The following is a 12,809-nucleotide window of genomic DNA, read 5'->3' as shown; positions in this document are numbered from 1 at the left end:
GGGGAGGCGCCGTGTCGCAACGAGATTTTGTCAGCGCTGAGGAAGTGGCGCAGCGCGCAGGTGTTTCGCGCTCGGCGGTCTCGCGCGCCTTCACGCCGGGGGCGAGCGTCTCCGAGGCTACCAGGCAGAAGGTCCTGCAGGCGGCGGAAGAGTTGGGATACCAGGTCAATCATCTTGCCCGTGGGTTGATGCGCAACGAAAGCGGCATCGTCTGCCTCATCGTTTCGGATGTCGCGACACCCTATCGCTCCGCCCTTCTACGCGAACTGACGCTGCACTTGCAACTTGCCGGAAAGGTGGCGATGCTGATCAATACCGATCGTTCCGACGGCAGCGTCAACAAAGCGCTGCAGCAGGCGATCCGCTACCGGGCCGATGCATCCGTGATCCTTTCAGGCCTGCCGGACAAGTCGATTACGCAGCTCTGTCTGCGGAGCGGACAGCGGCTCGTATTGATCAATCGCGATGAAGATCAGTCGGGGCCGCTGCACATCAATCTCGACGACCGCGAGGCGGCCGCACGTGTGGTAACGGCGTTTGTGCGTGCTGGCTGCGCGCGGCTCGCCTTTGCGAATTCTGAGGCTGGTACGCCAAGCCTCATGGCAAGGGAGGAGGGCTTTATAGCCGCCGCTCGCGAGCACGGTCTTAGTGTCGTGGTGGAAAGGCATGGTTGGACCGGATATGAGGCGGGTCAGATCGTGGCACAGCGCCTGCTGACACGAAAGGAGCGGCCCGATGCCGTCTTCTGTGCGACCGATCTGCTAGCCTGTGGCTTCATGGATGCCGCTCGCCATCAGTTTTCCTTGTCGATCCCGCAGCAGCTCTGCGTCGTCGGTTTCGACGACATCGAACAGGCGTCCTGGTCTTCCTACCGGCTGACCACGTTTTCGCAGCCAGTCACGGCAATTGCACGTGAGGCCGTAACCTGGTTGGCCGAAAGCGGCATTGTCAAGGGCAAGTCTTTGACAATGCAGGCGGACCTCGTCTGGCGCGAGACGATCAGAGGCGGATAGGGGGACCGTATCCCGTTGTTTATAAAACAAAAACTTGATTTACGACAGTTTTATGACAATCCGCCCTTGCAAAAGGTGCAAAGACAAAGAACATAGTCGGCTAATGAAAGTTTACAATCTGCAATCTTGATGCCCGGCGCTTGTCTCGGGAGAGATCGCAGGCTTATGGAGGACCATTATGGCGCTTATCCTCGGCCTCGTTGCTCTGGCCGGCCACATCGCCCTTCTGCTCTGGGGCACGCGTATGGTCCAGACCGGCATTCAGCGCGCCTTCGGACCTGATCTGCGGTCTTTTCTGGGCCGCGCGCTTAGCAATCGCAGCAAGGCGTTTTTTGCCGGGATCGGCGTCACTGCCGTCCTGCAGAGCAGCACGGCAACCGGCCTGATGGCTTCCGGCTTCGCGGCCGGTGGCCTGGTGGATCTTGTGCCGGCGCTTGCCGTCATGCTGGGAGCCAATGTTGGCACGACCCTGATCGTCCAGGTGTTGTCTTTCAATGTCGCGGCGGCTTCCCCGGCGCTGATCCTGATCGGCGTGCTGATGTTCCGCCGAACCGGGAATTCACGCGTGCACGATCTTGGCCGGGTCATGATCGGGCTTGGCTTCATGCTTCTGGCGCTGCATCAGCTTCTCGACTTGATGACGCAGTATGAGGGGTCGACGGCGCTGGCTTATGTCCTCGATGCGATTGCCGCGACGCCGGTGCTGAGCATGCTCCTTGCCGCTATTCTGACATGGGCCGCCCATTCCAGCGTGGCCGTCGTGCTGCTCATCATGTCTCTCGCGAGCAAGGGCCTTGTCAATGTCGACCAGGCTTTTGCGCTTGTTCTCGGCGCCAATCTCGGAACCGCGATCAATCCGCTCATCGAAGGGCAATCGGGGACCGATCTATCGGTGAAACGCCTGCCCATCGGCAATATGATGACACGCATTGTCGGCGTCGCCGCACTGATCGGCTTTCTCGAACCGGTCACGCGCCTGTCGGCGCTGGTGGATAGCGATAGCGCCCGCGCCGTCGCCAATTTTCATACCGCCTTCAACGTCGTTTTGGCCATGGTGTTCATGCCGCTATTGCGGCCCTATGCCGATCTCCTGACCAAATTGCTGCCGCGGAAGATTGACGAGGCCGATCCGACGCGTCCCCGATATCTCGACCCGGCTGCCAAGGAGACGCCTGTCGTCGCGCTTGGCGCGGCAGCACGGGAGGCATTGAGATTGGTCGATGTCCTCTCCGAAATGCTCGCCGGCGCCAAGACTGCCCTGTCGGATACGGATCGAAAGGCGCTGACGCGATTGCGGTCGCTGGACAATATCCTCGACAGTCTGAATGCGGCCGTAAAGACCTATCTCACCTCGATCGATCCCGATGAACTCGGCGAGGCCGACAGACGACGCTTGAACGAGATCCTGCTGTTCTCGATGAATATGGAACACGCCGGCGACGTTCTCGATCAGAACCTCTTGCCGCATCTGGCCAAACGTCTGCGCCGGGGTCTGAACTTCTCGAAGGAGGGCCAACTTGAATTGGCGCGGCTGTTCGATCGATTGCAGACGAACCTGCGCACGACGTCGGCCTTGCTCATGACCCAAAACGAGAGCACCGCTCGCATGCTGGCGGAGGAGAAGGTTATCTTTCGCAAAGCGGAGCGTGAGGGTACGGAGGCTCATTTCCAACGCCTGCGGCAAGGCGGGATCGAGACCGTCGAGACCAGTTCTCTTCACCTCGACCTGCTACGTGATCTCAAACAGATCAATTCCCATCTGGTCGCCGCTGCCGCCTATCCCGTTCTGGAGGAGCGCGGCGAACTCCTGCAAAGCCGGACTCCAGGCCCGGCCCAACCGGTTGCAGTGACCGCACATGAGTAAAAAGACCTATCTCAGCCGTTTGGCGGACGCGGCAGAAAAGCTCTTCGCCGGTCGGCCGATCGAGCAATATGCCGCGATCTGCTATAGGCGCTCGCCGGTGCTGAAAGATGTAGAAATCCTGCTGATCACCTCGCGCGACAGCCGTCGGTGGATCATTCCAAAGGGATGGCCGATCGTTGGCAAGCTGCCGCATCAGGTCGCCGAACGTGAGGCCTGGGAAGAGGCCGGCGTCAAGGGAAAGGCCAGGAAGAAGAGTTTTGGCTATTACACCTATTTGAAGTCTCTCGATACCGGCGATACTGTCCCCGCCGTCGTTCAGGTTCATCTGCTTGAAGTCGCCGAATTAGTCGAGCGCTTTCCCGAGCGCGGTCAGCGCCACCTGCAGTGGTTCTCGCCCAATGAGGCCGCCGCTCATGTCCGCGAGCCAGAGTTGAAAAGCCTGCTGCGCAGGGTCGATATGGTGCTCAAAGAGAATAAGAAAAACGAGGTATGAGCCCTCCGAATGGGAGGGCGATTGGCCTTAGCGCCTCGCTGATTTCCAGAAGACAAGCAGCCATACATATGCGCTGATTGTTCGTTCAATCCGCAATGGTGGCGTCGCCTTAACCGGCTGGTTTGAATCGACTTGGTATTCGGTCTGTCATGACCGAAGCCCCGCATGCTCACTTCAGACGCCACCGGTTTCCTGCTGAGATCATTGCCCATGCGGTATGGCTGTATTATCGATTCCCGCTGAGCCTGCGCGACGTCGAAGATCTATTGGCGGAGCGCGGCATCACGGTCACGTTTCAGACCGTCACGGAATGGGCGGCAAAATTCGGCTTGAAGTTCGCTCATCAGCTCCGGCGGCGCTCACGAGGCCACTTTGCCGACAAGTGGCAGCTCGATGAGATGGTGGTGACGATCAAGGGAAAGAAATACTGGCTGTGGCGCGCCGTCGATGCAAACGGTTATGTCCTCGATGCCCTGCTGCAAAGCAGAAGGAACAAGGCAGCAGCGCTGCGTCTGATGCGCAGGCTGCTTAAGAACCAGGGTACCACCCCACGGGTGCTGGTGACTGACAAGCTGCGTTCGTATTCCGCCGCGAAGGCCGAGTTGATGCCGGGCGTAGAGCATCGATCGCACAAGGGATTGAACAACCGTGCCGAAAATTCTCATCTGCCGCTACGGCGCCGAGAGCGGCGAATGATGTGCTTTAAGTCAGCGCGACAATGTCAACGTTTCGTCTCGGTCCATGGTCAGGTCGCCAACCTCTTTCAGCTTCATCGGAAACATCTCTCTGCCACTGATCATCGCCAACTCCGCACCCAGGCCGTCACCACCTGGCGTGAAATCGCATTGTCGGTTGACGCCTGAAAAGCCGACAGCACCACCCTTTAGATCCTGGCTTCCATTAAGGCGACGCCACCATTTCACATATTCCCTGTCGAACTGCAGGGCATCGCCATCGATTTTCACCCAAGGTCGGACTGCGAGATCTCCACGAGCCGGAGCGCAGCCATGACACGGCCACCCTCCGGATGCGAAAACAGCAAACCAATCTTGGCTGCGACCACCGTCTTGTAGATAGGGTCTTGCATCGAACGTGAGCTCCCCTTTGCCTATCATATCGCCTGTCGGGTCCTTCTTGAACGCGGTCCATCCCGCCCCAACGCCAGACCGTTTCACTTCCATTGCCCCATGAGGATAAAGGGTGCCCAGTATCTCGGGTGTGAGAAGTTGTTGAAGATGTGAGCGGGGGCTGAAGAGGGGGTGAGTTCGGCTGCGTTCGAGGCGATGATGGCAGGGGGCGCATCGGGCTGCGTGGCCACCGGGCTGTCCTGTCTATTGTGTATGAAGTCGATTTGAGTGCGCTGCAATGCTTCACCGCGGGGCACGCCAAGATTGAGATAGGTGTAGAAGCGGACCATGAATGCCGCGGTTGACGAGTCGGCGATCGGCCAGAGCGTGGCGATGACCGATTCGACGCCGTTATCCTGCATAACGGCGCCCATGCTTTCCAGCTCATTGCCATTCCCTAAGGCGGTCTCGCAGGCCGAGAGCACGAGAAGCCTGATATCCTGGAAAGCTGGAAGGTGCGTTGCTATGATCTTCTTGATATCCGTCAGCGACATCGGGCCGTCGCCCAGCAGCAGGCGTGAAGTATCATCGCTGGCCCCTACCGCAAAATGGGTGGCGATGTGAACGATGGGCGGATGCGGCTTGCTGGCAAGAGCAGCAGCCAAGTTCTTGCGATTGAAGGCGCCATCGAGCCAGCGATTGCCGGGCAGCACACCAAGTCTGTCAACCCCGGGATCTTTGACGATGCCGTCGATCTCTTGTGGCACATTGGGAAGCGGTTCGAAGTTCGGGCTTCGTCCCAGTGATGTTCCGAACGCCTGGACGGTTAGATTGGGAAAGCCGCCTCGCACACCGAGCTGGGCGTTTTCCTTTGCTGTCAGGAGATTAAAGCGGTAGCGTTCGGCGAGATAGAACTGGCCATCATGCAGGGCGTCGAACGGAAGATATCGCAGCTGGCGGTCGAGCGAGAGCACGACATCGGTGATACCAAGCTTACGCAGGTCGGGATCGGCGGCTTTCCAAAGTAGATCATACAACGTCTGGAGAGTGGGGATCGGATCTTTCGTGCTGTCCTGCAGCTCGGCGCGAGCCTTTCCGATCATGCCATTCAGCTGCGTTTCCGGCATGGGGACCACCAAATGCTCTGTTCCGGCGCTTGTCGTGATCAGGATGTGTATGCGCTCCGGCAGGACTGCCGTATAGAAGATTGCTGTGTTTGCCGGAAGTTTCCTGAGCGTGCTCGCAAGATTCTCAACCCCTCCTGGCATGAGCGCCGCGTTGAGGGTCGTAGCTTCATCCGGCGGCCTGAGCTTCGTGACGTTGTCCTTCAGTGCCGCGAGCTGACTATCGAGGTCTTGTTTTGCCTTGAGTAACTGGTCTTCAACCTCGGTTTTTTCCATCCGGACCGCGTCAGTCGGATCGGTATCCCGGTCAAGGTCTTCCGACCTTTGGTTCAGCCGGACGAGTTCTTGCAGCGGCAAGCTCATGATCTGTGCCAGCACGCTGTTCTGTTCATCCGTCATCGGTGTGTGGCTTAACGCCTCCCCGGCGTAAGCTCTTTCCTCGCGATTGAACTCGTAGGTCTCGAAGTCCTTGAGTTGACCGAGAACCCATTCCGCTTCGAGGAAGTGCCCCTGCCGGATGAACAGGTCGGCCAGTACGCGATACTGGTCGCTGATCTGGTCGCGGAAGCAACCTTGGAGGCCGGCTGGAAGTCCCGTCAGTTCCGTTCTGGCATCCTGCAGGTCGTTGACCGCGGCTTTAGCGAGTAGAAGGGACAGTTCGTTCTGTTCAAGCCCGTTCAGGTACTCGCTCGCTTTGCGCAACTGGCATGACTGTTCGAGATGGTAGACCAAGCTGCCCGTCTGATAGCGGGTCGCAGCGTTTATCTGTTCGCCAGCCGACAGCGCGACCAGGGCCGACTCGACGGCTTCCTCCTTCTTGCCAAGTGCGGCCTGGGCGCGGGACAGCGCCCGGTAGAGTTCGACAATCAGCGGGGAGAGGCCTCCAAGCCTCTGCTTCTCGGCAATTCGGGTCTGGATGCGGTCGATCGCCGCCTGCCATTCGGCCGCAGTCAGTGCCGGCATCACTGGTCCGGATGCTGGTGCTTGTGTCGCGGGATGGGCGGCGGCGGCCTCCTTGACGCCGTCGAGCTTCGACAGGAGCCTGGCCGCAGTCTGGCTGCCCTTATCCGACAGGGTCGAAAGCAGGTGTTGCACGCCGTCGAGGCTACCCTCCCTGGGGAGGTTACCCCTACCGGTCTGTTCGAGCCAGAAGTCGAGAAAGTGGTCGATCGAATAGTCCCAGCCCGACAACTCGAACCAGTCGGCATTGCTAAGCGTGCCCGCGACCTTCTCCGCCTCGCCATAGGCCCCGTAGAAGGCATAGACGTAGATCAACCCGACGGCCGCCTCGGCAACGCCCTGGTCGGCACGGGTCTTGAGATAAAGGTAAGCTGGCGCAATGACCGGATCGCTGAAGCGGCCAGTGGCACCTGCGAAGGCAAGTCGGATCGCCGTTTCCGGGGAAAGGGATGCAAGAGCTGCCTCGACACGGCCGAGCCGGTCACCGGGCGGCACCGCAGAAAGGTTACGGGTTGCCAGAATGAAGCCGGCCTCCGGATTGCCGGCATCCGCCGCGACATGAAGATGGATGAGAGCTTCTCCCGCGGACTGCGCAAGTTCCGGATGAGCGTCGAGTAGGCGACCGAGCCGGAAAGCCGCCTCTGGATTGCTAACGGCCTCCATTCTGTACCAGTTTGCCGCCTTCGCCAGATCCAGCCGCCGCCAGGCGATCTCGCCGCAGTCGACCAGATACGAGAAGCAATCGACCTTGCTTTCCTCGAAAGAGACGCCGATATCGACGGCGGCCTCACTGAGGGCCGTCTGTAGACCCGGGGTCGTGATGAGGTCGGCATGCAGAGGATCGTCAGCGTTAAGATACGCTTTCCCAATTATCTCGCGGCTCGCATCATCGCCACCTCGAGCCGCTTTAATATACCAGCGAACCGCCTCGTCGTAAGCCTGCGGCACCCCACGGCCGCTGAAGTATAAGGTGCCGAGATTGTACTGAGCAGACGCATCGTCCTGATCTGCCGCCTTTCGGTACCAGCGGGCTGCCTCAGCATAATCCTGCTGCACTCCCCGGCCATCTTTAAAGAGATCGGCAAGCTTCGATTGTGCATCAGCATCGCCCTGGTTCGCTCCCTTCCGATACCAACGCAGTGCCTCGGCATAGTCCCGTGCCACGCCGTGGCCGTGTTCGTACATCCTGCCCAGTCTTGCCTGCCAATGGGCACTGCCCTGATCGGCAGCCTTGCGATACCATCGCAGAGCTTCGATATAGTCCTGCGGAAGTCCTTCTCCACTCCCATAGGCGTCTGCGAGATTTCCTTGACCATCGACATCATCCTGATCAGCGGCTCTGCGATACCATTGCACAGCTTCCGTGTAATCCTGCGGTATGCCCTGGCCAGTTGCATACATGATGCCGAGAGCGTTTTGAGCGGGGGCATTACCCTGGTCGGCAGCTTTGCTATACCAACGCAGGGCTTGAGAATCGTCACGGGTAACGCCCCGACCCTCGCTGTACATACCAGCAAGGTTATATTGGGCGACGGCATTGCCCTGATCCGCTGCCTTGCGATAGAGGCGCACCGCCTCAACCTCGTTTTTCGACATACCACGACCGTTGGCGTACAAAACTCCGAGGTTCACTCCTGCGTCAACGTTTCCCTGGTCGGCTGCTTTGCGGTACCATCGCGCCGCTTCCGTGTTGTCCTGTGCTACGCCTTTGCCGTTGACGTACATATCGGCCAGTTCTTTCTCGGCGTCGGCATAGCCCTGATCCGCGGCCTTGCGGTACCAAAGCACCGCCTCAGCGTAGTCCTGTGGCACATTCAATCCGTTTCCATACAGTAGACCGAGAAGGTATTGAGCGCGAACATTTCCTTGGTCGCCGGCCCTGCGGTACCAATGAACTGCCTCGGTATAGTCCTGTGGCACACCCTGGCCATTGTAGTACATTGCAGCCAGTTCGCTCTGTGCGTCGACGTTTCCTTGATCCGCGGCCTTGCGGAACCAGCTTGCTGCCTCGGTATAGTCCTGCGTGACCCCGTGTCCTTGATAATACATATTGCCGAGATGGTTCTGAGCGCTGGAAAGCCCTTGATCGGCAGCCTTGCGATACCAGCTTGCCGCCTCGGCATAGGACTGAAGGACACCTCGAGCGTTTTCGTACAGGATGCCGAGATTGTCCTCGGCGGTCGCATTTCCTTGCTCCGCGGCTTTACGATACCAAACCGCCGCTTCGGCATCGTCTTGCTTGGTGCCGTAGCCGTACTCATACATGACTCCAAGATACGCCTCGACGGCTTCCGATCCGCTCTCGCGCAATGGCTGCAACAGATCGAAGGCTTCCTGATTGCGATCGGCTTTTACCAGTGCCCTTGCAAGATACGCGTAGGACGCGAGATCAGTGGGGTTTTCGGCGATCGCCTGACGGCACAAGGAAATTGCCACCGCGGGATCAATAGTCTCGAAGTCCGGTCCGCCGTTGGTTGGCGTCGGCAATGCCGCTGCCTGCCGGCAGCCCCTGCCGTGCGATGTTTCATCAGACACAAGGCCCACTGTCCCCGCGACGGCCACTCCTGGGTAGTAGTTACAGGTCGCCAAGGCCAACATACCAAACGCAACAAGATACCCCTCGCTAAAACAACCCATTCGAGTTACTCCGGTCTTAGGAGCCAATTAGTGGAAACCGTCAGTGTTGGCGGAAGCGTCATAGAGCCGGCTTCACATTGTCAGACTATTTCTCGCCAGATCCAGCTGCCGAAAGTGCTATGTTCTCGCTACCCTTTTGGAAGCCCGCAAACTGGGCAGGCGTTCCAAAAAAAACGCTCTCATCAAAGTGCCCTTGGGTTCCCGGCAGCACGGAGGCATTGCTCGTCAGCCATAGTGTCCAAGGATTGCTTCCAGCAAGGCGGACAGATGGATGGCCGTTGTCGATCTCGTGCATCCAAATGGGAAACGAACGAAAGTCATCATCTATGAGGTTCGAGAATGCCCAGCTATCGCCAACGATGATCGGTAGCTTCCCGTAGTAACCCCTCAACTGGTTGGCCAGCTCGAGAATGGATTTCTTGATTCCGGCCTCATCCCCCAGGTTCGGACAGGTGGTGATATTTTCGGTGAAATCGCGGTTCGAATGGTAGGCAACATCGATGGCAATGGGCAAGGCGTCCTTCATTACAGGGACTTCCTCCTCAATCGTCTTCAGCTGGTCTGACGGCGCCATGCAGGGATCGAAGGTATGATACGCCCCGCGCGGCATCCCGGCCTTAGCCGAATCTGACCAGTTAGCCAAGAAATTGCTGTCTATGCTACCACCAAAGTCTGTTGCCCTGATGTAGACCCAATTGACCCTGTTCTTTACCTGACTCCAATCAATGTCGTGTTGTCGAGATGACAGCTGAACGCCCTTTATCGGGTAGTCGTCGGGATCATTGAATACTTTTAGATCGGCTCGATGATAGATGCTGCTGACGGGCCCGTATTCGCCGATCGGGTTTGTTTCCCGTGTGCCGTCCGGTTTTGGCGGCAGTTGCACGACAACTCTTGGCGCCAGGAAAAAGAACCCTCCCTGGGCGGTGCCCCGATTTTGCAGTACACCGATATTTGGATACGAGTACGGTCTGCTCGTTTTGGGATTCATCCCTAAGTTTTCTATTTCGCCAGTGAGATAGCCATTCAGTTGCCCTAGACGAACAAGTGATTCCTGACGGACGACGTGAGCTTCCCTATCGACCACTTTTTGTCCATAGAATGGATCAGCCTTTCCTGTTTTTATTCCATCGATCATCAGATCGTAAAAGATACTTCCCGCATTGCTTTTACCCGATGACCAGACGAGATCGTCCGCCGCACCAGCGGTCAGCGCCCATCCGCCAGGTTTGCCAGGCGCGTCAGGATTTGCTCCGCCATATGACGTGCCGAATATGTCACCGCCGTAGCAAGCGTTTATCAGTGCCACCGAGCTGAAATTAGTGCTGCTTAAATCTCGCAGCCATTGCGCAAGGATGCCAAGACCGAGCGAATGATCGTAGTCGTCAAACCCCGATATGCCAAACAGAGCCAATTGGGCTGATTCACCGGTGTTCTGTGACGGAAAACCATGTCCGGAATAGGCAAATAGAAATTGTGTGTGACCACTGTATGAGTTGGCCGTGTGTTTCAAATAAGAGGTAAGAAAGTACTCTATATTTTCTCTTGTGGCATCCTTGTTCCGCAATACTATGATTTCGTCAAACTGTTGGTCTGTCCGTAGAAACTCTATTAGGTGTTGGATATCGTTATCTGCGGATACTAGGAGATTTTGGTCGGAATTGAGGTTCGGATACTCCCCCACGCCGACAATAATTGCGAGCCGACGCGCTTTGTCGCTGTCCGAATCCTTGAGGCCCATTGCCCTTAAGATTCTCGGATCAATTTCAGAGCCACTTGGCCTGTATGTTTTAAAGTATTCGCAGAAATCCTCAGATTTTACCGTCGGTCCGTTTGGTTCGGTCGCAGGCGGTATAGTGCAGCGAATGTCCGCATGTGATTGAGACCAGCCGAGAAGCCATACAACGAAACATATCACAAAACGAGTTCGGAATTTGCGAACCAGCTCGCAAAGATCGCGGGCGGCATCACTCAATCTTGTCTCAGCATTCGTTTGAGCCTGCATGCTGCCAATATCCACGGTTCGCCAATTATTGATCTTGCCCCACAATCGACGGGCTGATTTGCATCTCGCTAGCGAATTGGGCTCGAGACCCTTTGTAAATATTGGCATCGAGCCCTTTGCCGTAGTTTGCCAAATGTGACGTGGCGGTGAACTGCCAAATATGAGCGTTGCCTCCTCCTGGAACAGAGGGGACTTCGATGACACGATCACTGCCTGAATAATCAGCAATCCAAATCCTATACTGAGCTAGACGGGAAAACTTGGACTCGGATTTTATCGCGCTCTGCCACCAAACTCGGTTGGTGTAAATCATCGGTATCTTATGGGTAACGGCCTCAACTCTTTCTAGCCAAGCCACGGCGGTATCAACAATTTCGTCCGGCGTGCGCGAGAGCCATTTATCGGGCCCGCCGACTTTGTCTACATCCCATTCGAGATCGACGCAGGGCGGCAGGTCGTCCGGTCCAAAGCCGCCAGCTTTGTTGACGTAGCTGATGAACCGATCGGCTTGTGCTTTGCCATCACCTGACGAAGACAGAAAGTGATAGGCTCCTCTTAGAACCCTATAGTTTGCGGGTCCTTGGCCGAGGCTTGCCCAAAACAGAGGAAATTTCGCATCCCCGTATTTCGTACCTTGCGTCGCTTTGACGTAGACGAAATCGATTTTCTGCCGTTTCAATGCGGTTAGATCTAAGCTGGAATCGGTGTAATGACTGATGTCTATTCCAAAGATTGATGCAGTCCGCTTCAGTCCAGTAGCGTCGTCAACTATTGCGTCGTGAGGGAAACTAAAATTACCCTTTAGTGGCGCGGATATAGGGCCTTCTTCTCCAGGCGATATGGCTCCTCCCGCTAATCGGTCTTTTACGATATACGCAAATAAATCCTCTCGCGGAACATCGTTCTCCAGTGGTTCCCAGTTATTCGTTTCCGTCGAAGGTTTGTTTTCTGCCGCTGCCTGCTGAGTAAGGGCCAAGCAAATAATCGCAACAGGCAAAGCAAAGCGTACACTGACCATGGAGAAATCCTCAGCCTAACGTTTAGCGAATTTTAGATATTGCGACCAAGGCAAACTCTGCGTTATTTGTATAACAGCGTCAAGTTGCAATTCGAATTTTTATAGAAACCGTTGCAAGCAATTCGCTCAATCGGCATACCTTATTATGATTGAGCCCGAATACTATCAATGACCTTACTTTGTATATTGTAAAGCTATCTGCGCAGCGAATGAAGTAATACCGGATGGTAACTCGCTGTGCTGAACACGTGCAATCACGGCAACGGCCGCTTGCGTCGCGCCAGCACGATCACCGCAACGCCGACAATGGCGACCAGGGCTCCCCGATAAATCCAGGGCGACTGGTCGATCATGAAGCTCTCGGCCGGATACGGAAAATACCCACTGCCCTGCCCCATCCAGACGAGACCGATCAGAACAAGCAGTCCTCCTAAACCATATGCAAGCTTCACCATGGCGATCTCCTTGTTCCAGATTGACGAGCAGGAAAAGTAACGGCAATTTCAAAGAATGCGACGGTTGGAGTTCCGCCTGCAGCAGCAGACCCCTCCTGGCCTGAAAAGGGTCGGGATTGCCGAAGCCAAATGGCCTGGTGCCTTAACCCGGGACACCCACCTGCTAGCAAACT

9 protein-coding genes are annotated in these 12,809 nt (G+C 56.8%); 4 read left to right on the top strand and 5 right to left on the bottom strand.

What is annotated here, in order from left to right; translation table 11 throughout:
• Window positions 1–11 precede the first annotated feature (11 nt).
• The 4 genes from FHT73_RS27315 to FHT73_RS27300 all read left to right on the top strand — a co-directional run bounded on the left by FHT73_RS27315 (window position 12) and on the right by FHT73_RS27300 (window position 4,233).
• Window positions 12–1,013 carry a LacI family DNA-binding transcriptional regulator gene (locus tag FHT73_RS27315; protein WP_112610367.1) on the top strand — a complete coding sequence of 334 codons (1,002 nt, stop codon included), beginning with the start codon at window positions 12–14 and terminating at the stop codon, window positions 1,011–1,013.
• Between the two features lie 178 nt (window positions 1,014–1,191).
• Window positions 1,192–2,877, top strand: a complete 1,686-nt coding sequence (locus FHT73_RS27310; RefSeq protein WP_183716129.1) for a Na/Pi cotransporter family protein — start codon at window positions 1,192–1,194, stop codon at window positions 2,875–2,877.
• On the top strand, window positions 2,870–3,370 hold the full coding sequence (locus FHT73_RS27305; protein WP_183716127.1) for an NUDIX hydrolase: 501 nt from the start codon (window positions 2,870–2,872) through the stop codon (window positions 3,368–3,370). Before FHT73_RS27310 ends, FHT73_RS27305 begins: the two co-directional genes overlap by 8 nt.
• Window positions 3,371–3,519: 149 nt before the next feature.
• Window positions 3,520–4,233 (top strand): IS6 family transposase, encoded by a 714-nt coding sequence (locus FHT73_RS27300; RefSeq protein WP_183716125.1) that lies wholly within the window; start codon window positions 3,520–3,522, stop codon window positions 4,231–4,233.
• Window positions 4,234–4,331: 98 nt separating this feature from the next.
• Here the strand turns inward: FHT73_RS27300 and FHT73_RS29770 are convergent, their stop codons facing one another.
• The 5 genes from FHT73_RS29770 to FHT73_RS27280 all read right to left on the bottom strand — a co-directional run bounded on the left by FHT73_RS29770 (window position 4,332) and on the right by FHT73_RS27280 (window position 12,636).
• Window positions 4,332–4,457 (bottom strand): hypothetical protein, encoded by a 126-nt coding sequence (locus FHT73_RS29770; protein ID WP_281409884.1) that lies wholly within the window; start codon window positions 4,455–4,457, stop codon window positions 4,332–4,334.
• Between the two features lie 84 nt (window positions 4,458–4,541).
• Window positions 4,542–9,158: a CHAT domain-containing protein gene (locus tag FHT73_RS27295; protein WP_183716123.1), complete on the bottom strand. Its 4,617-nt coding sequence runs from the start codon at window positions 9,156–9,158 to the stop codon at window positions 4,542–4,544.
• An 85-nt stretch (window positions 9,159–9,243) separates the two neighbouring features.
• Window positions 9,244–11,163, bottom strand: coding sequence for a GH25 family lysozyme (locus FHT73_RS27290; RefSeq protein WP_162708137.1), 1,920 nt, complete (start codon window positions 11,161–11,163; stop codon window positions 9,244–9,246).
• Between the two features lie 25 nt (window positions 11,164–11,188).
• Window positions 11,189–12,181 carry a GH25 family lysozyme gene (locus tag FHT73_RS27285; protein ID WP_112611509.1) on the bottom strand — a complete coding sequence of 331 codons (993 nt, stop codon included), beginning with the start codon at window positions 12,179–12,181 and terminating at the stop codon, window positions 11,189–11,191.
• A gap of 254 nt (window positions 12,182–12,435) precedes the next feature.
• A complete protein-coding gene (locus FHT73_RS27280; protein WP_112611511.1) occupies window positions 12,436–12,636 on the bottom strand; it encodes a hypothetical protein in 201 nt (66 codons plus the stop codon).
• Window positions 12,637–12,809: the final 173 nt, after the last annotated feature.

The sequence above is a fragment of the Rhizobium sp. BK098 genome (assembly GCF_014193155.1).
Taxonomy (GTDB): domain Bacteria; phylum Pseudomonadota; class Alphaproteobacteria; order Rhizobiales; family Rhizobiaceae; genus Rhizobium.
The sequence above is the reverse complement of the archived record's forward strand: the minus strand, read 5'-3'. Positions and strand labels throughout refer to the sequence as shown.